A 19,991-nucleotide genomic window follows, 5' to 3' on the forward strand; every position below is an offset into this window, starting at 1 on the left:
GGATGCAGGAGAAGGATGTGCTGGCGGCGGCGGTCGGGCTGGGCGCGCCCTGGCCGGCGCGGGATGGCGAGATCGCGGAGGCGATCGCGACGGCCCGCAAGACCATCGGCGGCTTCACGCGGCCGGCGGATGAGAAGGCCGAGCCCCTGCCCGCCTTCGTCGTGCCCGCCGCCAAGGAGCCACGCCGATGAGCGTCGTGCCCGAGGACATGACGCTCGCCGAAGCGTCGCGCGCCATCGCGCGCCGGAACCTCTCGCCGGTCGAGCTGCTCGATGCGCTGCGCGCGCGCTTCGAGGCGCTGGAGCCGCGGCTGAACACCACCATCCGCCCCCTCTGGGACGAGGCGCGGCAGGAGGCGGCGAAGGCCGGGCGCCGCATCGCGCGCAGCGGGCCACGCTCGCCGCTGGATGGGCTGCCGGTCGGCCTCAAGGACATCATCGACATCGCGGGCCACCCGACCACCTGCCATTCGCGGCTGCTGCTGGACAACCACAAGACCGAGGATGCGGCGGTGGTGGCGCGGCTGCGCGCGGCGGGCGCGGTGTTCCCGGTGAAGCTCGCGACGCATGAATTCGCCATCGGCGGGCCGGCCTTCGACCTGCCCTTCCCTCCCGCGCGGAACCCGTGGAACCCGGGGCATCATCCCGGCGGCTCCTCCTCCGGCTCCGGCGCGGCGGTGGCGGCGGGGATCCTGCCGGCCGCGCTCGGCACCGACACCGGCGGATCGGTGCGCAACCCGGCGAGCCAATGCGGCATCGTCGGCATGAAGCCGACCTATGGCGTGGTCTCGCGGCGCGGCGTGTTTCCGCTGGCCTATTCGCTCGACCATGTCGGGCCGATGACGCGCGACGTCGCCTCCAACGCGATGCTGCTGAACGCGATGGCTGGGCACGACGCGGCCGATCCCGGCAGCGTGTCGCTGCGGGCGGAAAACTACGCACGCAACCTGCGCAAGGGGCTCAAGGGCCTGCGCATCGGCTATGTGCGGAACTGGCACGAAAAGGACGACCCGGCGACGCCGGAAGTCGCCGCGGCGCTCGACGGCGCGGCGAAGCTGCTGCGGCGGGAGGGCGCGACGCTGCGCAACGTGACGCTGCCGCCGCTCGGCGAGTTCGGCGCGGTGAACCGCACCATCTCCCTCTCGGAAGCGGCGGCGATCCACGGGCGGTGGCTGCGCGAACGGCCGGAGGGCTATTCCGCGCTGACCCGCAAGCGGCTGCTGCCGGGCCTGTTCATCCCGGCCGAGGCCTATGTGCAGGCGCAGCGCCGGCGGCGGGAACTGACCGCCGCCGTCGCCGCGGCGCTGGAGGAGGTGGACCTGCTGCTGACGGCGAGCAGCCTGGACCCCGCATGCCGCATCGACGACGCGGCGGCCGTCGAGGTGACCTATCCGCGCCAGGCGCGCACGCCGCTGAACGTCACGGGCCACCCGGCCCTGACGCTGATGTGCGGCGTCTCGCGCGAGGGCGGGGTGCCGCTGTCGCTGCAGCTGGTCGGGCGCTGGTTCGAAGAGGCGACGATCTACCGCGCCGCCGCGGCCTATGAGCGCGCCGCGCCGTGGAAGGACCTTCGACCGCCTGTGTGACGCGGCCGCGCTACCGCCGCCGCAGCTCCGGCAGCGCGGCGGCGAGCGCGGTGATCGCCATGAAGACGGCGCCGAGCAGGAACACCGCGTTCGGGTGGCCGGCATCCATCAGCCAGCCGAACATCAGCGGCGCGATCATGCCGCCGATGTTGAAGCCGGTAGAGACGATGCCGAAGGCCGCGCCCGCCTGGCCCGGCGGCGCCGCCGCGCGCACCATCATGTCGCGCGAGGGCATGCAGAGCCCGCTCAGCACGCCGGAGGCGCCGAGCAGCGCCACCACCGCGATCCCCGGCAGCGGCAGCAGCGCGACGCAGAGCGTGATGGCGGAGGCCGCGGCGAAACCGCCCGCCGCGACCAGCCCGTGCCGCTGCGCCCGATCCGCCAGCCCGCCGCCGAGCAGCACGCCGGTCGCGGAGCCGACGAGGAAGGCGGTCAGCGCGGCGCTCGCCAGGGTCAGCGACAACCCATGCCCCGCGACCAGCGAGGCGACGGCGAAGCCGTTGGTGCCGCCGATGGAGAGCGCGATCAGCACGAAGAAGCCGGTCAGGCCAAGGATCGCCGGGCTCAGCACGCGCGGCTTCGGCCCGGCGCCCGGCTTCGCCGCCTGCGGCTTCACGTCGCGCGGGCAGGCAATCCAGACGAAGGCGGCGACCGCGAAGGCAAGCAGCCCGGCGCAGAGCACCGCGGCCTGCACGCCAAAACCCGCGGCCAGCGCCAGCATCAGCGCCGGCGCGGCGGCGCCGCCCGCATAGCCGGCGAAGGTGTGCAGCGAGAAGGCGCGGCCCATGCGCGGCCCGCCGATGCCGCCATTCAGCAGCGCGTAGTCGGCGGGGTGATAGGTCGCATTCGCCAGCCCCGCGATGGCACCGGCCAGGATCATCCAGGCATAGCCGCCGAAGATCGCGAAGCTGGTGAAGGCGATGCCGCCGGTGACGAGGCCCGCGGTCAGCACGCGGCGCGGCCCGATGCGGTCCACCACGAAACCCATCGGCGCCTGGGTCAGCGCCGAGACCACGCTGAACACCGTGACGACCAGGCCGAGTTCCAGGAACCCCACGCCGAGCTGGTCCCGCAGCAGCGGGAACAGCGGCGGGAAGACCAGCATGTGCATGTGGCTGAGCGCATGCGCCGCCGCGACGGCGGTGAGCAGCCTGCGTTCGGCGCCGGTCCAGCCTGCAGCCGGCGCGGCGGTGGCGGTCGCGGTGCTCAATGCGCCTCCGCCCAGGAACGCCCGTGCCCCACCTCGACCGAGAGCGGCACGGAGAGCGTGGCGGCGTTCTCCATCACGTCGCGCACCAACGCGGCGGTGGCCTCCACCTCCGCCTCCGGCACCTCGAAGACGAGTTCGTCATGCACCTGCAGCAGCATGCGGGCATTCAGGCCGGCTTCGCGCAGGCGGTGCGGGATGCGCACCATGGCGCGCTTGATGATCTCGGCGGCGCCGCCCTGGAAGGGCGCGTTGATCGCGGCGCGCTCGGCGCCCGCGCGGCGCGCCGGGTCCTTCGCACCGATGTCGGCGATCCAGATCTTCCGCCCGAACGGCGTCTGCACGTAGCCGCGTGTGCGCGCATCCTCCTTGATCCGCTCCATCGCGTCGCGCACGCCGGGATACTGGGCGAAATAGGCGTCGATGATCGTGCGCGCCTCGCCGGGGGGAATGCCGAGCCGCGCCGCCAGGCCGAAGGCGGACATGCCGTAGATCAGGCCGAAATTGATCGTCTTGGCGCGGCGCCGCGCTTCCTTGTCCACATGCGCCGGATCGAGCCGGAAGATGTCGGCGGCGGTGCGGCTGTGGATGTCCTCGCCGCGCGCGAAGGCCTGCTTCAGGCTCGGCACGTCGGCGACATGCGCCAGGATGCGCAGCTCGATCTGGCTGTAGTCGGCCGAGAGCAGCACATGGCCCGGCTCGGCGACGAAGGCGCCGCGGATGCGCGCGCCTTCCTCGGTGCGGATCGGGATGTTCTGCAGGTTCGGATCGTTGGAGGAGAGGCGGCCGGTGGTGGTCACCGCCATCGCGTAGTCGGTGTGGATGCGGCCTTGCGCATCGGCGGCCTGCGCCAGCGCCTCCACATAGGTGGATTTCAGCTTCTGGATCTGCCGGTGCTGCATCGCGACCTGCGCGATCCCCACGCCCTGCGCGGCGAGCTCCTCCAGCACGGAGGCATCGGTGCTCCAGGCGCCGGTGAGCTTGCTGCGACGGCCGCCCGGCAGCTTCATCTCGTCGAACAGGATTTCGCCCAGTTGCTTCGGCGAGCCGACATTGAAGGGGCGGCCTGCCAGCCCGTGCAGCTGCTTCTCGTACTGCGCGAGCTTGCCCGAGAAATCCTCGCCGATGCGGGCGAGCTCGGCGGCGTCGATCCTGATGCCGCGCAGCTCCATGTCGCGCAGCACCGGCACCATGCGGCGCTCCACCTGCTCGTACAGTGCCAGCGCGCGGGCTTCGCGCAGCCGCGGCCGCAGCAGCAGCCAGAGGCGGAGCGTGACGTCGGCATCTTCCGCCGCATAGGCGGTCGCCTTCTCGAGCGGCACCTTGCTGAAGGGGATGCGGGCGCGGCCGGTGCCGGTGACGCTGTCATAGGTGACCGGCTGATGGCCGAGATGCTGGCGGGAGAGCTCATCCATGCCCTGGCCCCAGCGCCCGGCATCCATGGAGTAGGAAATCAGCATCGTGTCGTCGACGGGGGAGACGTCGATGCCGCCATTCTCGGCGCGGCACAGCACTTCCACGTCGTATTTGGCGTTGTGCAGCACCTTGAGGACCGCGGGGTCCTCCAGCAACGGCTTCAGCGCGGCGAGCGCCGCGGCGGCATCGAGCTGCTCCGGCTTCGCCTCGCCCATCAGGTCGCCGCTGCCCTCGTGGCCGAGCGGCACGTAGCAGGCCTTGCCCGGCGCGACGGCGATGGAAAGGCCCACCAGGCTGCAGCGCAGGCAGTTCAGCCCGTCCGTTTCAGTATCGAAGCCGATCACGCCGGCTTCGCGGGCGGCCGCGATCCAGCCATCGAGCGCCGCCATCGTCGTCACGGTTTCGTAAGGCCCGAAAGGCGCCTCCTGCGGCGTGGCGACGGGGGCGGCGGCTTGCTGCACCGCATGGCGCACCGGGCGCGCCGTGCCCGCGCCGTCGCCGAAGCCGAGCCGCGCGAGCAGGCTGCGGAACCCGTTCTCGCGCAGGAATTTCTCGAGCGTCGGCGCCTGCGGCGCCTTCGCCACCATCTTCTCGACGGGAACGGGCATCGGCGCATCGGCGTCGAGCTGCACCAGGCGCCGGCTGATCCGCGCCTTCTCGGCATTCGCGATCAGCGCCTCGCGCCGCTTCGGCTGCTTGATGTTCTCCGCCTTGGAGAGCAGCGTGTCCAGGTCGCCGTATTCGGTGATGAGCTGCGCCGCGGTCTTCACGCCGATGCCCGGAACGCCGGGGACATTGTCGGTGGAATCGCCGGCGAGCGCCTGCACCTCCACGACCTTGTCCGGCGTCACGCCGAATTTCTCGAGCACCTCCGGCTCGCGGATCGGCTTCTGCTTGATCGGGTCAAGCATCTCCACGCCCGGCCGGATCAGCTGCATCAGGTCCTTGTCGGAGGAGACGATGGAGACGCTGCCGCCTTCGGCGACGAAAGCCTTGGCATAGGCGGCGATCATGTCGTCCGCCTCGTAGCCCGGCTGCTCGATGCAGCAGACGCCGAGGGCGTCCGTCGCCTCCCGGATCAGTTGGAACTGCGGGACGAGCTCGGGCGGCGGCTCCGGCCGATGCGCCTTGTACTCGGGATAGATTTCGTTGCGGAAGGTGAGGCGCGCGCTGTCGAACACCACGGCGATGTGGCTCGCCGCATGCTTCGAGAGGAATTGCGCCAGCATCTGCGTGAAGCCGTAGACGGCGTTCACATGCACGCCATCGGGGCGGGTCATCGGCGGCAGGGCGTGGAAGGCGCGGAAGATGTAGCCCGAGCCGTCCACCAGGATCAGCCGCTTCTGGCCCGGCGCGACCGGGCCGAGGCCGTTGCCGTTGCCGTTCGCCCCGGCCTCCGGCGCCGTGCGCGTCGCGCCTTCGGGGGCGCTAGTGTCCGTGATCGTCACCCGCGCCCTCGGCCAGCACATAGGTGCGCGAGCAATAGGGGCAGGTCACCTGCCGGTCCTCGATCCGCAGATAGACCAGCGGATGCCCCAGCGCGCCGCCGCCGCCGTCGCAGCCGACGGTGCGGGCCTGCACCGTGATGGTCTCCTGCGGCGTCACGCCGGGCAGCATCACCGGCGTGTAGCCCGTCTGTCGCTGGTCGCGCATGAGGGATCCCTGCTTCGATGGCGCGGAACATAGGCGCGGCGGCCGGATCAGGCCAGCCGCCCGGCCTGGCGCCGCTGGTCATAGGCGCGGGCGTGCAGGACCGCGAGGCCGTGCAGCGTGTCGTCCACGCCGGCCTGCCGCGCGGCCTCCGCCAGGAAGCCCAGGATGTGCTCGGCCTCGGTCCGGCCGCCGGCTTCCAGGTCCCGCAGCATGGAGGCGGTGTAGGCGCTGGCGGGGTCGGAGAACAACGCGCGGTAGCTCTCCATGAAGGCGGGCGTCATCGCATGGCCCTCCGCCGCGGCGATGGCGGCGTTGCGCTCCAGCAGGGTCACGAGGAAGTCCCGGCCGCCGGCGCGGACGATCTCGCCCACATTGGCCCGCATCAGCACCGTGCCGGCGGCGACGGTGCCGAGATGCACCAGCTTCTCCCACATGCGCCGGCGGATGTCGGGGACGGCCTCCGCCGCCAGGCCCCGGGACTTGCCGAGCGCCTGCGCCAGGGCGGCGGCGCGGCCGTCCAAGCGGCCGTCCTGCTCGCCGAAGGTCAGCCAGCGCCAGTCGCCGAGGTGCCTCACCACCCCCTCCGGCGTCAGCGTGGCCTGGCACTTGGCGAGCCCGCCCCAGACGCGCTCGCGCCCGAAGGCCGCGTTCAGCGCCTCCATATGGGCAAGGCCGTTCAGCACGGGCAGCACGCAGGCGCCGGCCTCGACAGCCGGGCGGCTCGCGGCGATGGCCGTATCCAGGTCAAAGGCCTTGCAGGAGAGCAGCACGGCATCGAAGCCCTTCCCGGCCTCGGCCGTGGTCTCAACCGTGCGGTGGATGTCCCCGAGCGGGCTCTCCACCCGCAGCCCGTCCCGCGCCAGCTGTGCCGCCCGTCCGGGCCGGACCAGGAACACGACATCGAGGCCCCGCTCCAGCGCCCTGCCGCCGAAATACCCCCCGAGCGCCCCCGCCCCCAGAACCAGCAGCCGCATCCCGCCCCCTCCCCCTGCCATCTCCCGATGCACGCCGGACATAGGCGCGTTACATCTTCGGGCGCAAACTGGTCACCGCAATGCGCCGCCTGCCGCTCGTCCTGATCGTGCTTGCCCTGCTCGGCGCCGCCGGGTGGTGGATGGGTGCGCCCGCGGCCCAGGGCACGACGTCCGGCTGGCTGCCCCGCTGGCTGCCGGGCTGGGCGACCGGCGCCGCGCCGGACGGACCCCGGCCGCGGCTGGCGGAGGTGGACCGGGGCAACATCACCGCCGTGGTCTCGGCCACCGGCACGGTGAACCCCGTGCTGTCGGTGCAGGTGGGCAGCCAGCTCTCCGGCCAGATCCGGGAGCTGTTCGCCGATTTCAACAGCCGGGTGACCGCCGGGGAGCCGGTGGCCCGCCTCGACACGCGCACCATCGAGGCCCGCCAGGCCGCCGCCCAGGCCGACCTGCAATCGGCCACCGCCGCCGTGCTGGTGGCACGCGCCAATGCGGACAAGTCGGCCGCCGACCTCGCCTCCGCCCGCGCGCAGCTCGACTCCGCCCGCGCCCGGCTGGACAGCGCGGAAGCGCAGATGCGCGACGCGGAGGCCGAGCTCGATCGCGCGCAGCAGTTGCGCAACCGCGGCGTGAACGCCGAGCGTGACCTCTCCCGCGCCCGCTTCCTGGCCGAGCGGCTGCGCGCAGAGACCGCCGCCGCCCACGCCTCCATCGCACAGCAGGAAGCCCAGCTGCTGGGGGCGGAGGCGGCGCAGCGCACCGCCGCGGCGCAGGTCACGGCGGCGGAGGCCGCGCAGGCGCAGCGCGCCGCGCAGCTTCGCCAGGTCGAGGTGGACCTGGCCAATGCGACGATCCGCGCACCGATCGACGGCGTGGTGATCTCGCGCAACATCGACATCGGCCAGACCGTCGCGGCCAGCCTGCAATCGCCGATCCTGTTCATGATCGCCGCCAGCCTGGACGAGATGGAGGTCTGGGCCACGGTGGATGAGAGCGACATCGGCCGCATCCGCGCCGGGCAGGAGGTGACCTTCACCGTCGCCGCCCACCCGGCCTTCCCGCTGCAGGGCCGGGTCAAGGAGATCCGCCTCTCCCCCACCACGCTGCAGAACGTCGTGACCTACACGGTCGTCGTCGCCGCGCCGAATGTCGGCGGGCGGATGCTGCCGGGGATGACGGCGAACATGCGCATCATCGCCGACCGGCGCGAGAACGTGCTGCGCGTGCCCAACGCCGCGCTGCGCTGGCGCCCGCCCGGCAGCACCGCCGAGGGCGGGGCGGAGGTGCAGGGCAGCAGCGCCATGATCGAGCAGGCGCTGCGCGAGCTGGAGGACCTGACGCCGGCCCAGCGCGCCGAGATCGCCGCCGCCGAGGCCGAGTTCCGCGAACGCATGGCCTCCCTGCCGCAGGATGGCGATGCGCGCCGCGTGCAGTCACAGGCGGCACGAAGGCGGCTGATCGCGCGCTTCAACGGCGTGCTGAGCGGCGAGCAGCGCGCGCGCCTCGCTTCCGCGCGCGGCGGCGGTCAGGGCCGCGGCACCGCGGGTACCGTGTGGGTGGTGGATGAGGCCACCGGCGCGCCCCGCGCCGTTCCGGTGCGCAGCGGCCTGACCGACGGCACCATCACCGAGATCCTTGCCGGCCTCGAGGAAGGCGCGCAGGTGGTGATCGGCACGGAGCGCGCCACGGCCCGCGCCGGCGCCGGCAGCGCGCTCCGGGGCTTCTGATGAGCGGCGCGCTCATCGAGACCGAGGGCCTGACCCGCCACTACCCCGCCGGCGAGGGCGTGGTGGCAGCGCTGCAGGATGTCTCGGTGGCGGTCGAGCCCGGCGCCTTCGTCGCCGCCATGGGCCCCTCGGGCTCCGGCAAGTCCACCTTCCTCAACCTGGTCGGCTGCCTCGATCGCCCGACCCGCGGACGCTACCGGCTGATGGGCGACGACACCGCGGCGCTGTCCGCCGACCGGCTGGCGGAGCTGCGTTCCCGCCGCCTCGGCTTCGTCTTCCAGTCCTTCAACCTGCTGCCGCGGGTGGATGCGCTCGGCAATGTCGAGCTGCCGATGATCTATCGCGGCGTCGGCCGCCGCGCCCGGCGCGACCGCGCGGCGCAGGCGCTGGCGATGGTCGGCCTGGGCGAGCGGCTGCACCACCGGCCGAGCCAGCTCTCGGGCGGCCAGATGCAGCGCGTGGCGATTGCGCGCGCCCTGGTGAACGGGCCGGACCTGCTGCTGGCGGATGAGCCGACCGGCGCGCTGGATTCGGTGACCGGCCTCGAGATCATGGCGCTGTTCCAGGCGCTGAACGCCGCGGGTGTCGCGATCCTGATGGTGACCCACGACGCCGAGGTCGCGGCCTTCGCCACGCGCACGCTGCGCTTCCGCGACGGGCGGCTGGTGTCGGACACCCGCCATGCCCCGCGCGACGCGGCCGAGGCGCTGGCGGCGATGCGCCCAGGCGCGCAGGGCATCGCCGCGTGACCGTCTACCGCCCGAGCCTCACTGCCACGCCGAGCGCGACGCCGGCGGCCGCGCGCATCCTGCCGCCGCTGCCGCCGACCCGGCCGGGCATGGACCTGGCCGAGGCGCTGCGCGGCGCGCTGGCCGCGCTGGCGGCGAACAAGCTGCGCGCGATGCTGACCGCGCTCGGCATCTTCATCGGCGTCGCGGCGGTGATCGCGACGGTCGGCGTCGGCGCCGGCGCGCGGGAGCAGGTGCTGGCGCAGATCCGCTCGCTGGGCTCGAACCTGCTCGTCGTCACGCCGGGCAGCTTCAACATGGGCGGCGTGCGGCTGGGCGCGGGGGCGCGGCAGAACCTGACATGGGACGATGCGCGCGTGATCGAGCGCGACCTGCCCGCGGTGGAGGTGGCCGGCGCCTTCATCCGCAGCCAGCAGCAGCTCGTCGCGCAGAACCAGAACTGGCCGACCTTCGTGCAGGGGATCGACCCCGAATATCTCGTGGCCCACGAATGGGGCCTGGCCTCGGGCCGCTTCTTCACGCCGGAGGAAGCGGCCGGCGGGCGCAAGGTGGCGCTGCTCGGCGCGACGGTCGCCCAGAACCTGTTCGGCGACGAGGACCCGGTGGGGCGGCAGGTGCGCATCCGCACCACGCCCTTCGAGGTGGTGGGCGTGCTGGCCTCCAAGGGCGAGGGGCAGGGCGGCTGGGACCAGGACGACATCGTGCTGATCCCCTTCTGGACCGCGCGGCGCTCCATCATGGGCGCCTCCCGCGCCTGGTTCCGCTCGGTCAACGCGATCAGCGTGAAGGTGCATGAGGGCGAGGACATGAAGCTGGTCGAGGAACAGCTGCGCGCGCTGTTCCGCCAGCACCACCGCGTGGTGGCGAACGAGCCCGACACGGTGAACATCCGCAACCTGGCGGAGGTGGCGGCGACCCGCGACGCCTCGGCCCGCACGCTCTCCACCCTGCTCGCGGCGGTTGCCGCCGTGTCGCTGCTGGTGGGCGGCATCGGCGTGATGAACATCATGCTGGTGAGCGTCACGGAGCGCACGCGGGAGATCGGGCTGCGGCTGGCGGTTGGCGCCAGGCGCCGCGACATCCTGTGGCAGTTCCTGCTGGAGGCGGTGACACTCGCGCTGCTCGGCGGCGCGGCGGGTGTCGCGGCGGGGATCGGCGTGTCGCAGCTGATGTCGCAATGGGCCGGCTGGCCCGTGCTGATCCAGTGGGACGCCGTGGCGCTGGCGGTGGGCGTCTCGGGCCTGACGGGCCTGTTCTTCGGCTTCTGGCCGGCGCGGCGGGCGGCTATGCTGGACCCGATCCAGGCGCTGCGCAGCGAATAGCGCGCGCCTGCCAGGAGGAAGGACCGACATGCCCGAGAGTGCCGCCGACCGTTTCCGCATCCCCTCGCTGCGCGACCGCGTCAGCCCGGAGGAATGGAATGCCCGCGTGGACCTCGCCGCCTGCTACCGGCTGATGGCCGTCTACGGCATGGACGACATGGGGGCGAACCACATCTCGCTCGCCGTGCCGGGGGAGGAAGGCGCCTTCCTGATCAACTCCTACGGCATGCTGTACGAGGAGATCACGGCCTCCTCGCTGACGAAGATCGACATCCACGGCAACGTGCTGATGAAGCCGGAATTCCCGGACGGGCTGAACTACGGCGTGAACCGCGCGGGCTTCGTGATCCATGGCGCGATCCATCAGGCGAAGCCCGAATACAAATGCGTGATCCACACCCACACCTGGCCGGGCATGGCCGTCAGCAGCCTGGAATGCGGCCTGCTCCCGATGAACCAGACGGCGATGCGCTTCGCCAAGATCGGCTACCACGACTACGAGGGCGTGGTGCTGGACGTGGCCATGCAGGAAAAGCTGGTGAAGGACCTGGGCGACTTCCCGGCGCTGATCCTGCGCAACCACGGGCTGCTGACGGTCGGCCGCACCATCGGCGAGGCCTTCAACTGGATGCATCGCCTGGAACTGTCCTGCAAGGCGCAGCTTGCCGCGCAGGCGACCGGGCAGAAGATCATCCAGGTGCCGCAGAAGGTGGTGGAGGAGACCTGGAACAACTACCAGCCCGGCACCCGCCGCCCCTATGGCGTGATGGAATGGCCGGCGCTGCTGCGCAAGCTCGACCGGATGGATCCCAGCTACCGGACGTGATGCGAGGCGGGCTCTGCCGCTTACGGAGGAGCCGCCGCGCTCAGTTCCCGAACAGGCGCTGCATCCGCAGCAGCATCTCCGGCAGGGAGAGGCCGCTCTGCGCCGAAGCCGCGGGCCCGCTGCCTTCCGGCACGCGGGCGCGGTAGCGGGCCAGGGCATCGCGCGTCCGCTCAAGCCGCAGTTCCGTCGGCTCCGCATTGGTGGCGCCGGCGCCGAAGCCGACCATGCGCACCAGCGCGGTCTGCGCCGTGGGCAGTTCCTCGGCGGCGCGGGCCATGTCCTCCGGCTTCGGGGCGCAGACCAGGTTCCGGCCTTCCAGCGTGCAGGGCATCTCGAAGAAGCGGTTGGGCGGGAAGCGCAGCTGCGCCGTGCCGGTCAGCGCCAGCAGCCCGCGGCCGGCGGCCTCCAGGCTGAGGTCGCGGGCCGTCACCACGGGCACCAGCTTGCCGCCGCGATCCTGCACTTCCAGCAGCAGGGAGGAGCCCGCAGCCGCCTGCGCGCGTTCCACCGGCTCGCGATGGCGGAGCTGGCAGTCGGCGCGGTCGGTCATGCGGTCCGCGAGGCAGGAGAGGCGCCAGCTGCCGATCTCCTCCGGCGGCACGGCCGCCGGCGTGCTGGTCTGCGCCGCGGCGGCGGTAGCCAGGCCGACGCCGGCGAGGATCGCAAGGATGTTGGCGCGCGCTGTCATGCGCGGAAAGATAGGCCGATCGGAGGGCTTGTTCCATGACCAGCGTGCGGTTTCCCGATGGCACGACGGTGCCGGCGCTCGGCCAGGGCACCTGGCATATGGGCGAGCGTGGCAGCGACCGGCGGCGTGAGGCCGACGCCCTGCGCCTCGGCCTCGATCTCGGCCTGACGCTGATCGACACGGCGGAGATGTATGCCGAGGGCGGCGCCGAGGAGGTCGTGGCGGAAGCCATCGCCGGACGGCGGGACCAGGCTTTCCTCGTCTCCAAGGTCTATCCGCACAACGCGTCGCGCACGAAGCTTCCGCGGGCGCTGGATGCCTCTCTGCGCCGGCTGCGGGTGGAGACGCTGGACCTCTATCTGCTGCACTGGCGCGGTTCCGTGCCGCTGGCCGAGACCGTGGAGGCGATGGAGCGCGCGAAGGCGGACGGGAAGATCCTGCGCTGGGGCGTGAGCAACCTGGATGTGGACGAGCTGGAGGAGCTTGGTCCCGCGCTGAAGGACTGCGCGACCGACCAGGTGCTGTGGAACCTGGAGGCGCGCGGCGTGGAGTTCGACCTGCTGCCCTTCTGCGCGAAGCATCGCATGCCCGTGATGGCCTATTCCCCGGTCGGCCAGGGCGGCGCGCTGCTGCGGCACCGCGCGCTGGCGGAGATCGCCGAGCGCCATGGCGCGACGCCGGCGCAGGTGGCGCTGGCCTTCGTGCTGGCGAAGCCCGGCGTCATCGCCATCCCGAAGGCGGCCGACCCGCAGCACCTGCGCGACAACGCGAAGGCGCGCGACCTCAAGCTGACCCAGCAGGATTTCCGGGGGCTGGACGCCGCGTTCCCGCCGCCGAAGCGGAAGCGCTCGCTGGCGATGCTTTAGGGGGCGGAGGCCGCGCGCCCCCAGAATTCCCTTGTAAGTCCAAATTCGGACATGATATCCGCATCTGGACTCCGAGGAGGCTCCGTATGCTCGGCCGTGCCGTACCGCTGGCTTCGCCCCTCGACGCCGCTCGCTTCGCGCCGGCCGCCCGGCGGCGGTTGGGCGGTCCGGGCCTGCGCGCCTTCCAGCACATCGCCGACCTCTGGCGCCTCACCGAAGCCGAGCGACTGCTGGTGCTAGGCCTGCCGTCCCGCTCAACCTTCTATGGCTGGCTCAAGGCGGCGGAGGTGACCCTGCCGGTGGATGTGCTGCTGCGCATCTCCGCCGTTCTCGGCATCCACAAGGCCCTGCGCATCCTGTTCGAGACCGAGGCCGAGGGCGCCGCCTGGCTGCGCGCCGCGAATGCCGCGCTGCCCTTCGCCGGCCAGGCGCCGCTCGCCCTGATCACGGGCGGCACACAGGACGGCCTGATGCAGGTGCGGCGCTTCCTCGATGCCGCGCGCGGCGGGCTGCACATGGCGCCCAATGCTGCCGACGAGGCGCCGCCCTGGCGCGACGACGACATCGTGATCGCGTGAGCGACACGCCGCGCTGCGCGCCGCCGCAGCCTTGCCATCGCCTGATTCCCTCTCGCTTCCCGCCGGTCCAGGCCTTCGACTTCTGCACCTCGCCCGAGGAACTGGAGGCGGTGATCGAGCTGGAAGGCTGGACCAACGACAGGCTGGTCGCCGAACGCCTTGCGCGGCTCGACCGCGACGAGTGGGTGTTCGGCGTGCCCAATGCGAGCGTCGTCATGGCCGCCTTCCTCCACGCCGCGCCGGCCGGCACGCGCTTCGCCGGACCGGAGCTCGGCGCCTGGTACGCCAGCGCCGCGCTCCGCACCGCAATCGCCGAGGTCGCGCATCATCTGCGGCGCGAGGCGGTGGCGCTCGGCCGGGCGGCGATGCGGCGGAGCTACCGCGCCTATCGCGCGACGCTCTCGGGCGATGACTGGCGCGACCTGCGCATCGCCGCGCCACCGGGCGTCCTCGACCGGCACAGCCACGCCGCGGGCCAGCTGCTTGGCGAGGCGGCGCGCGCCGCCGGCGAGGCCGGCTTCGTGTATCCCAGCCTGCGTCATGCGGGCGGCGTGAACATCGTCGCGTATCGGCCACGCCGCATCGGCGCGGTGACGCAGGCCGAGCATTTCGACATCACCGCGCCGCGACAGGGGAAGGTTGTCGCGCGACTGCTGCGGGGTGGCTACCAGTAGCCTTCCATGATCTCGCGCGCCCAGCCGGGCTCGCGAATCTCGCCGCGCGGGTCGAAGCCGGTCATGTGCGGCTTGATGTCGAGCACCGGCGTGCCGTCGATCGCGTCCAGCCCCTGCACGCGCAGCGTCATGCCGTCCACGCCCAGCAGCCGGCAGGTCGTCACGCCGATGCGGTTCGGCCGCGGCGAGCCGCGCTGCGCGAGGATCCCCACCCGCGGCCAGTCCGTGCGGCCACGCGGATGGCGCGCGTTGCGCTCCAGCTTCGCCGGGTCCAGGCGGTCGAAGACGAAGACCACGACGATGTGGCTGAAGCTGTCGAGGCCGAGCGCGGCATCCGGGCCGAGTTGCGCCGGGTCCAGCACGATCTCCGCCGTGACGCTGTCCCAGGCATCGTCCACCGGCTCGGCGCGCCCGCCGCGCACGAACCCGATGGGAACGACCGAAAGACTCATTGGAAGATCGGCACCTGCGGCGTGTCCGGCACGGCGGGTGGGGGGGGCAGGTCGATGATGACCGTGCTCGGGTCCACCTTCGGGCCGCGGTCCAGCCAGTAGGTCACGCTCTCCGGCCAGAAGATCACGATCGCCACCAGCAGCAGCTGCAGGCCGAGCCAGGGGATTGCGCCGAGATAGATGTCCTTGGTCAGCACCTCCTTCGGCGCGATGCCGCGCAGGTAGAACAGCGCGAAGCCGAAGGGCGGATGCATGAAGCTGGTCTGCATGTTGATGCAGATCAGCACGCCGAACCACACCAGGTCGATGCCGAGGTTCTTCGCCACGGGCGCCAGCAGCGGGATGACGATGAAGGCGATCTCGAAGAAGTCGAGGAAGAACGCCAGGAAGAAGATGAAGATGTTGACGAAGATCAGGAAGCCCGTGGCGCCGCCCGGCAGGTAGGACAGCAGGTGCTCGATCCAGATGCCGCCATCCACGCCCTGGAACACCAGGCTGAAGACAGTGGCGCCGATCAGGATGTAGATCACCATCGCCGTGATGCGCGTGGTGTTCGCCATGGCCTGGCGCACCAGCGGCCAGCTCAGGCGGCGGTTGATTGCCGCCAGCACCACCGCGCCGACCACGCCCATCGCGCCGGCCTCGGTCGGCGTCGCCAGCCCCATGAAAATTGTGCCCAGCACCATGAAGATCAGCACGATGGAGGGCACCATGCCCTTCAGCACGCGCCACCACAGGCGCCAGTCGCGCGGCACCAGGGCCTCCGGCGGCAGGGGCGGGACCTTCTGCGGCGCGACGATGCTCACCACCGCGATGAAGGCCAGGAACAGCGCGATCTGCAGCAGGGACGGGCCGATGGCGCCGGCATACATGTCGCCGACCGACTGCCCCAGCTGGTCGCCCAGCACGATCAGCACGAGGGAGGGCGGGATCACCTGCGTGATCGTGCCACTGGCCGCGATCACGCCGGTCGCGATCCGCATGTCGTAGCCGTAGCGCATCATGATGGGCAGGCTGATCATGCCCATCGCGATCACGCTGGCCGCCACCGTGCCGGTGATGGCACCCAGGATCGCGCCGACGATGATCACCGCATAAGCCAGCCCGCCGGGAATCTTGCCGAAGAGCTGCCCGGTGCCTTCCAGCAGGTCCTCCGCCAGGCCGCAGCGTTCCAGGATCGCCCCCATCAAGGTGAAGAAGGGGATCGCCAGCAGCAGGTCGTTGGAGAGGATGTTGAAGACGCGCAGCGGCAGGTTGTTGAGGAAGGCGTCGGGGAACAGCCCGATCTCGATCGAAAGGAAGCCGAAGAACAGCCCGACCGCGGCCAGCGAGAACGCGGCCGGGAAGCCGAACAGCAGGAACAGGATCAGGCCGCCGAACATCAGCGGCGGCATCAGGTCCTCGGAGGGGATGCCGAACAGCGTCACTGCTCGGGCCTCGCGTAGGAGGCGTGGATGCGCCCTTCGGGCACATGGATGCCGCGCAGCAGCGCGACGCGCTTGATCAGCTCCGACAGGCCCTGCAGCGTGATCAGGGCGAAGCCCAGCGGCATCAGGATCTTCACCGGCCAGCGGATCAGTCCGCCGGGGGAGGAGGAGGTCTCGGCCCGCACCCAGGATTCCACGAAGAAGGGCCAGGTCATCCAGGCGAGCAGCGCCATGGCGGGCAGCAGGAACAGGCTGATCCCGATCACGTCCACCCAGATGCGTCGCCGTTCCGACAAGGCGCCGTAGAGCACGTCCACCCGCACATGCTCGTTGCGGAACAGCGTGTAGCTGCCGCCGAGCATCACCACCGCGGCGAACAAGTACCACTGCCCCTCGAGCGAGGCGTTGGAGCCGAGCGAGAAGCCGTAGCGCAGGAAGGCGTTGCCGGCCGAGAGCGCGCAGGCCAGCAGCACGCACCAGTCCGCCACGCGCCCGAGGCGCGCGTTGAGCGAATCGACCAAGCGGCTGAAGGCGAGCAGGGCGCCCATGGGCCTTGGCGTTTCTCCCGGCGGGGGCGGCTTCGGCGCCGCGGAGCCGGCCACTTAGCGCCGGGGGGCGCGGATGGAAAGCTTCCGGGCCGGGCGGCGCGCGGATGAAGGCTTCTTCAAGCGTGCGCCCCTTCTGCCCGGTCCCCGCGGCCCGTAAGCTCCCCCTCGTGCCGATGCTGCTCCCCGCCCCGTGCTGACGGCGATCCTCCTCACCCTGCTCGGGCTGGTGCTGCTGGCGCTGGCCATGCCGGTGCTGGCCGGCCGCCGGATCGCGCCGCGGCTGGCCCATGGCGGCTCGGCGCTGGCCTCGGCGGTTTTCGTGCTGATGGCGGTCGCCGCCCTGGCCGGGGGTGGGGCGCCGGTGGCGGAGCTGCCCTTCGGCACGCCCTTCGGGCCGCTGCTGGTGGCGCTGGACGGGCTTTCGGCCTGGTTCCTGCTGCTGCTCGGCCTGGCGGGGCTCTGTGCGTCGGTCTTCGCGCTGGCGCATGAGGATGCGGCGCCGGCGCGGGCGCTGCTGGCCTATCCGCTGTTCCTCGCCGGCATGGCGCTGACACTGCTGGCGGCGGACGGCGTCACGCTGCTGCTCGGCTTCGAGGCGATGTCGCTCGCGAGCTGGGCGCTGGTGGCGTCCGACCATGCGAAGGCGGAGAATCGCCGGGCCGCCCGGCTGTATCTGGTTTTCGCGGCGCTGGCGGCGGTCTGCCTGGTGCCGGCGCTCGGCCTGCTGGCTGGACCGGGCGGCGACCTGGCCTTCGCGGCGATCCGGGAGGCGCCGCCGGATGGCTGGCGGGCGGCGCTGATCCTGGCGCTGGTCGTGGCCGGAGCCGGGGCCAAGGCGGGGCTGGTGCCGCTGCATGCCTGGCTGCCGCTCGCCCATCCCGCGGCGCCGAGCCATGTCTCGGCGCTGATGTCGGCCGCCATGACCAAGGTCGCGCTGTATGTCGCGGCGCGGATGCTGCTCGATCTCGGCGGGCCGGCGCAGCCCGTGTGGTGGGGCGTGCCGCTGGTCGCGCTGGGCGCGGCCTCGGCCGTGCTGGGCGCCTTGCGCGCCAATCTGGAGGAGGAGGGAAAGACCCTGCTCGCCTTCTCCACCATCGAGAATGTGGGGCTGGTGGCGGTGGGGCTCGGGCTGGCGGCCTGCTTCCGCGCGGCCGATCTCGGGGCGCTGGCGGCGCTGGCGGCGGGGGCGGCGCTGCTGCATGCGCTGAACCACGGGGTCTTCAAGACGCTGCTCTTCCTCGGCATGGGGGAGGTCGCGCATGGCGCGGGATCGCGGCTGCTGGACCGGCTGGGCGGGCTGATCCACGCGATGCCCTGGACCGCCGCCTGCATGCTGGTGGGCGTGGGCGCGGCGGCGAGCCTGCCGCCGCTCTCGGGATTCGCGAGCGAATGGCTGCTGCTGCAGGCGCTGATCGCCGCCTGGCGCGTCGGTGACCTGACGGTGCAGATGCTGGTGCTGGTCGCCGCCGCCATGGTCGCGCTGGCCGCGGCGCTGGCGGCGGCGGCGATGGTGCGGCTGTTCGGCCTTGTGTTCCTCGGCCGGCCGCGTTCCCCGCGCGGGGCGGGGGCGCATGAGGGCAAGGGCGCCGCGCGCCTCTCCCTGCTGTTGCCGGCCGGGCTGACGGTGCTGCTCGGCCTGCTGCCCGGACCGATGCTCGCGCTCGGCGGCGGCGCGCAGGCGCTGCTGACCGGGCAGGCGATGGAGGGGCGCGCCGGCCTCGCCTTCGTGGCCGTCGGGGACGGCGCGGCCGCCTATTGGCCGCTCGGCGCCGCGCTGCTGCTCGCGCTCGCGCTGTTCGGCGTCTGGCTGCTGGTGAAGCGCGGCACGGAGGAACCGGCGCGCGGCCCCGCCTGGGATTGCGGCTTTGCCGCACCGCCGCAGCACCTGCCCTTCGGCGACCCGCTGACCCAGCCCACCGCGGCCGGCATGGGTCAGCCGCTGCGCCGCATGCTCGCCCAGCCCGTGCTGGCGGTGACGGAGCGGGTGGAGATGCCGGAGCCCGGCACGGTGGCGCCGGCGCGGATCGCGATGTCCTTCGGCGATCCTGCCTTCGCGCTGCTGCTGGCGCCGCTGGCGACCGCGCGGGATGCGGTGGTGGCGCGGACGGAACGGCTGCGCGACCTCTCCATCCGGCAATGCCTGATGCTGCCCTTCGCCGCGCTGGTCGCGCTGCTGCTGCTGGTGGCTTGGTTGGAGGGCGGCGCGTGAGCGCGCCGACGTTGGAGGGCGGCGCGTGATCGTCCTCGCCGCGATCCTGACCCAGCTCTTGCACCTGGCCTTGGTGCTGGTGGCGGCGCCGCTGGTGGTCGGCGGCGTGCGCTGGCTGAAGGCGCGCATGATGGGCCGCATCGGCCCGCATCCGCTGCAGCCCTGGCGCGACCTGCTCAAGCTGCTGCGCAAGCGGCCGGTACTGGCGGAGAATGCCAGCTGGATCAGCCGTGCCGCGCCTTATGTGGCCGTGGGCGCCGCCGTGGCGGCGCTGGCGCTGGTGCCGAGTTTTTCACGCGCGATGCTGTTCGCCCCGATGTCGGACCTGCTGCTGATCGCGGGGCTGCTGGCGCTGGGCCGTGTCGCGCTGGCGCTCGCGGGCATGGATGTCGGCACCGCCTTCGGCGGGCTCGGCGCGGCGCGCGAAATGTCCTTCGCGGCGCTGGCGGAACCGGCGCTGCTGCTGGTGGCGCTGAGCTTCGCGATCCTGGCCGGCAGCACCGGCCTCGAGCAGATCGCCGCCACCTTCCAGGACGGCGCGGTGGGGCTGCGCGTCTCGCTGGCGCTGGCGCTGATCGCGCTCTGTGCCGTGGCCGTGGCGGAGAATGCGCGCATCCCGGTGGACAACCCGGCGACGCATCTGGAACTGACGATGGTGCATGAGGCGATGATTCTGGAAGCCTCCGGCCGGCATCTGGCGCTCTGGGAAGCGGCGGCGGCGCTGCGGCTGACGCTGTGGCTGGCGCTGATCGTCGCGGTGTTCCTGCCCTTCGGTACGGCGCCGGCGGGTTTTGCGCCGTTCGGCTGGGTGCTGGGCGTGGTGGCTTGGATCGCGAAGATGGCGCTGCTGTGCTTCGCGCTTGCGGCGTTCGAAAGCGCCATCGCCAAGATGCGCGTCTTCCGCGTTCCGGAGTTTTTGGGGGCCGCGCTGTTGCTGGGGCTGCTGGGCGCGATCCTGTTGTTCGTTTCGACGAGGCTGGCGTGATGGGTGAGGTCGGCCGCGCCCCCACCCTGACCCTCCCCCGCACTGCGGGGGAGGGAGCGGAGCGCGCCGCCAATCACTCCCTCCCCTGCTTGCGGGGGAGGGCTG

General features: G+C 72.1%; 19 protein-coding genes. 11 read left to right on the forward strand and 8 right to left on the reverse strand.

The annotated features are described in order from the left end of the window. Window positions 1-2 precede the first annotated feature (2 nt). Together DFH01_RS02700 and DFH01_RS02705 are read left to right on the forward strand one after the other, a co-directional pair. Window positions 3-191 (forward strand): hypothetical protein, encoded by a 189-nt coding sequence (locus DFH01_RS02700; RefSeq protein WP_109868847.1) that lies wholly within the window; start codon window positions 3-5, stop codon window positions 189-191. Continuing rightward, window positions 188-1,585 (forward strand): amidase, encoded by a 1,398-nt coding sequence (locus DFH01_RS02705; protein WP_109868848.1) that lies wholly within the window; start codon window positions 188-190, stop codon window positions 1,583-1,585. Before DFH01_RS02700 ends, DFH01_RS02705 begins: the two co-directional genes overlap by 4 nt. A gap of 10 nt (window positions 1,586-1,595) precedes the next feature. Here DFH01_RS02705 and DFH01_RS02710 read toward each other — a convergent pair whose 3' ends face one another. From DFH01_RS02710 to DFH01_RS02725, 4 genes are read right to left on the reverse strand one after another with little or no spacing between them, the layout of a single operon-like run. Further along, on the reverse strand, window positions 1,596-2,795 hold the full coding sequence (locus tag DFH01_RS02710; RefSeq protein WP_199231113.1) for an MFS transporter: 1,200 nt from the start codon (window positions 2,793-2,795) through the stop codon (window positions 1,596-1,598). Then, the gene (gene polA / locus DFH01_RS02715; protein WP_109868849.1) at window positions 2,792-5,677 is read right to left on the reverse strand and encodes a DNA polymerase I; all 2,886 of its coding nucleotides are present in this window, start codon (window positions 5,675-5,677) and stop codon (window positions 2,792-2,794) included. The genes DFH01_RS02710 and polA overlap by 4 nt, the downstream gene beginning before the upstream one ends. Further along, window positions 5,637-5,861: a zinc-finger domain-containing protein gene (locus tag DFH01_RS02720; protein ID WP_109868850.1), complete on the reverse strand. Its 225-nt coding sequence runs from the start codon at window positions 5,859-5,861 to the stop codon at window positions 5,637-5,639. The genes polA and DFH01_RS02720 overlap by 41 nt, the downstream gene beginning before the upstream one ends. Window positions 5,862-5,908: 47 nt before the next feature. Next, window positions 5,909-6,835: a 2-dehydropantoate 2-reductase gene (locus DFH01_RS02725; RefSeq protein ID WP_109868851.1), complete on the reverse strand. Its 927-nt coding sequence runs from the start codon at window positions 6,833-6,835 to the stop codon at window positions 5,909-5,911. Window positions 6,836-6,915: 80 nt separating this feature from the next. On the opposite strand from DFH01_RS02725, the gene DFH01_RS02730 reads away from it, so the two are divergent. Genes DFH01_RS02730 through DFH01_RS02745 form a run of 4 tightly spaced genes read left to right on the forward strand, consistent with a single transcriptional unit; the run spans window position 6,916 to window position 11,459 of the window. After that, window positions 6,916-8,562, forward strand: coding sequence for an efflux RND transporter periplasmic adaptor subunit (locus tag DFH01_RS02730; RefSeq protein WP_109868852.1), 1,647 nt, complete (start codon window positions 6,916-6,918; stop codon window positions 8,560-8,562). Continuing rightward, entirely contained in the window at window positions 8,562-9,311 is a 750-nt protein-coding gene (locus DFH01_RS02735; RefSeq protein WP_109868853.1) for an ABC transporter ATP-binding protein, read from the forward strand. Before DFH01_RS02730 ends, DFH01_RS02735 begins: the two co-directional genes overlap by 1 nt. Further along, the gene (locus DFH01_RS02740; protein ID WP_233255933.1) at window positions 9,308-10,633 is read left to right on the forward strand and encodes an ABC transporter permease; all 1,326 of its coding nucleotides are present in this window, start codon (window positions 9,308-9,310) and stop codon (window positions 10,631-10,633) included. Before DFH01_RS02735 ends, DFH01_RS02740 begins: the two co-directional genes overlap by 4 nt. A gap of 28 nt (window positions 10,634-10,661) precedes the next feature. Beyond that, the gene (locus tag DFH01_RS02745) at window positions 10,662-11,459 is read left to right on the forward strand and encodes a class II aldolase/adducin family protein (RefSeq protein ID WP_109868854.1); all 798 of its coding nucleotides are present in this window, start codon (window positions 10,662-10,664) and stop codon (window positions 11,457-11,459) included. A gap of 40 nt (window positions 11,460-11,499) precedes the next feature. Here the strand turns inward: DFH01_RS02745 and DFH01_RS02750 are convergent, their stop codons facing one another. Further along, complete coding sequence (locus tag DFH01_RS02750) at window positions 11,500-12,147, reverse strand: hypothetical protein (protein WP_199231114.1); 648 nt, start codon at window positions 12,145-12,147, stop codon at window positions 11,500-11,502. Between the two features lie 35 nt (window positions 12,148-12,182). Here DFH01_RS02750 and DFH01_RS02755 point away from each other — a divergent pair, with 35 nt between their 5' ends. From DFH01_RS02755 to DFH01_RS02765, 3 genes are all read left to right on the forward strand, one after another. Next, window positions 12,183-13,013, forward strand: coding sequence for an aldo/keto reductase (locus DFH01_RS02755; RefSeq protein ID WP_109868855.1), 831 nt, complete (start codon window positions 12,183-12,185; stop codon window positions 13,011-13,013). Between the two features lie 86 nt (window positions 13,014-13,099). Further along, window positions 13,100-13,591 carry an antitoxin Xre/MbcA/ParS toxin-binding domain-containing protein gene (locus DFH01_RS02760; protein ID WP_109868856.1) on the forward strand — a complete coding sequence of 164 codons (492 nt, stop codon included), beginning with the start codon at window positions 13,100-13,102 and terminating at the stop codon, window positions 13,589-13,591. Next, complete coding sequence (locus DFH01_RS02765; protein WP_109868857.1) at window positions 13,588-14,265, forward strand: RES family NAD+ phosphorylase; 678 nt, start codon at window positions 13,588-13,590, stop codon at window positions 14,263-14,265. Before DFH01_RS02760 ends, DFH01_RS02765 begins: the two co-directional genes overlap by 4 nt. On the opposite strand, the gene DFH01_RS02770 is transcribed toward DFH01_RS02765, so the two are convergent. The 3 genes from DFH01_RS02770 to DFH01_RS02780 are packed head-to-tail and all read right to left on the reverse strand — an operon-like array spanning window position 14,256 to window position 16,692. Then, window positions 14,256-14,717 carry an SAM-dependent methyltransferase gene (locus DFH01_RS02770; protein ID WP_109868858.1) on the reverse strand — a complete coding sequence of 154 codons (462 nt, stop codon included), beginning with the start codon at window positions 14,715-14,717 and terminating at the stop codon, window positions 14,256-14,258. The genes DFH01_RS02765 and DFH01_RS02770 overlap by 10 nt on opposite strands. After that, a complete protein-coding gene (locus DFH01_RS02775; protein ID WP_442899688.1) occupies window positions 14,714-16,144 on the reverse strand; it encodes a TRAP transporter large permease in 1,431 nt (476 codons plus the stop codon). The genes DFH01_RS02770 and DFH01_RS02775 overlap by 4 nt, the downstream gene beginning before the upstream one ends. After that, window positions 16,141-16,692: a TRAP transporter small permease subunit gene (locus DFH01_RS02780; protein WP_109868859.1), complete on the reverse strand. Its 552-nt coding sequence runs from the start codon at window positions 16,690-16,692 to the stop codon at window positions 16,141-16,143. Before DFH01_RS02780 ends, DFH01_RS02775 begins: the two co-directional genes overlap by 4 nt. Before the next feature lie 190 nt (window positions 16,693-16,882). Here DFH01_RS02780 and DFH01_RS02785 point away from each other — a divergent pair, with 190 nt between their 5' ends. Both DFH01_RS02785 and DFH01_RS02790 read left to right on the forward strand, forming a co-directional pair. After that, window positions 16,883-18,901: a proton-conducting transporter transmembrane domain-containing protein gene (locus tag DFH01_RS02785; RefSeq protein ID WP_109868860.1), complete on the forward strand. Its 2,019-nt coding sequence runs from the start codon at window positions 16,883-16,885 to the stop codon at window positions 18,899-18,901. 25 nt (window positions 18,902-18,926) lie between these two features. Next, window positions 18,927-19,886 (forward strand): respiratory chain complex I subunit 1 family protein, encoded by a 960-nt coding sequence (locus DFH01_RS02790; protein WP_109868861.1) that lies wholly within the window; start codon window positions 18,927-18,929, stop codon window positions 19,884-19,886. The last annotated feature ends 105 nt before the right edge of the window (window positions 19,887-19,991 follow it).

This window comes from Falsiroseomonas bella (genome assembly GCF_003173615.1).
Classification (GTDB): Bacteria; Pseudomonadota; Alphaproteobacteria; order Acetobacterales; family Acetobacteraceae; genus Falsiroseomonas; species Falsiroseomonas bella.

What these genes read in the sequence shown, in the direction of transcription:
- DFH01_RS02720 (WP_109868850.1), bottom strand. Translation starts at nt 5,861, where the DNA reads ATGCGCGACCAGCGACAGACGGGCTACACGCCGGTGATGCTGCCCGGC.
- DFH01_RS02780 (WP_109868859.1), bottom strand. Translation starts at nt 16,692, where the DNA reads ATGGGCGCCCTGCTCGCCTTCAGCCGCTTGGTCGATTCGCTCAACGCG.
- DFH01_RS02745 (WP_109868854.1), top strand. Translation starts at nt 10,662, where the DNA reads ATGCCCGAGAGTGCCGCCGACCGTTTCCGCATCCCCTCGCTGCGCGAC.
- DFH01_RS02730 (WP_109868852.1), top strand. Translation starts at nt 6,916, where the DNA reads ATGCGCCGCCTGCCGCTCGTCCTGATCGTGCTTGCCCTGCTCGGCGCC.
- DFH01_RS02700 (WP_109868847.1), top strand. Translation starts at nt 3, where the DNA reads ATGCAGGAGAAGGATGTGCTGGCGGCGGCGGTCGGGCTGGGCGCGCCC.
- DFH01_RS02725 (WP_109868851.1), bottom strand. Translation starts at nt 6,835, where the DNA reads ATGCGGCTGCTGGTTCTGGGGGCGGGGGCGCTCGGGGGGTATTTCGGC.
- DFH01_RS02770 (WP_109868858.1), bottom strand. Translation starts at nt 14,717, where the DNA reads ATGAGTCTTTCGGTCGTTCCCATCGGGTTCGTGCGCGGCGGGCGCGCC.
- DFH01_RS02755 (WP_109868855.1), top strand. Translation starts at nt 12,183, where the DNA reads ATGACCAGCGTGCGGTTTCCCGATGGCACGACGGTGCCGGCGCTCGGC.
- polA (WP_109868849.1), bottom strand. Translation starts at nt 5,677, where the DNA reads ATGTGCTGGCCGAGGGCGCGGGTGACGATCACGGACACTAGCGCCCCC.
- DFH01_RS02705 (WP_109868848.1), top strand. Translation starts at nt 188, where the DNA reads ATGAGCGTCGTGCCCGAGGACATGACGCTCGCCGAAGCGTCGCGCGCC.
- DFH01_RS02760 (WP_109868856.1), top strand. Translation starts at nt 13,100, where the DNA reads ATGCTCGGCCGTGCCGTACCGCTGGCTTCGCCCCTCGACGCCGCTCGC.
- DFH01_RS02735 (WP_109868853.1), top strand. Translation starts at nt 8,562, where the DNA reads ATGAGCGGCGCGCTCATCGAGACCGAGGGCCTGACCCGCCACTACCCC.
- DFH01_RS02750 (WP_199231114.1), bottom strand. Translation starts at nt 12,147, where the DNA reads ATGACAGCGCGCGCCAACATCCTTGCGATCCTCGCCGGCGTCGGCCTG.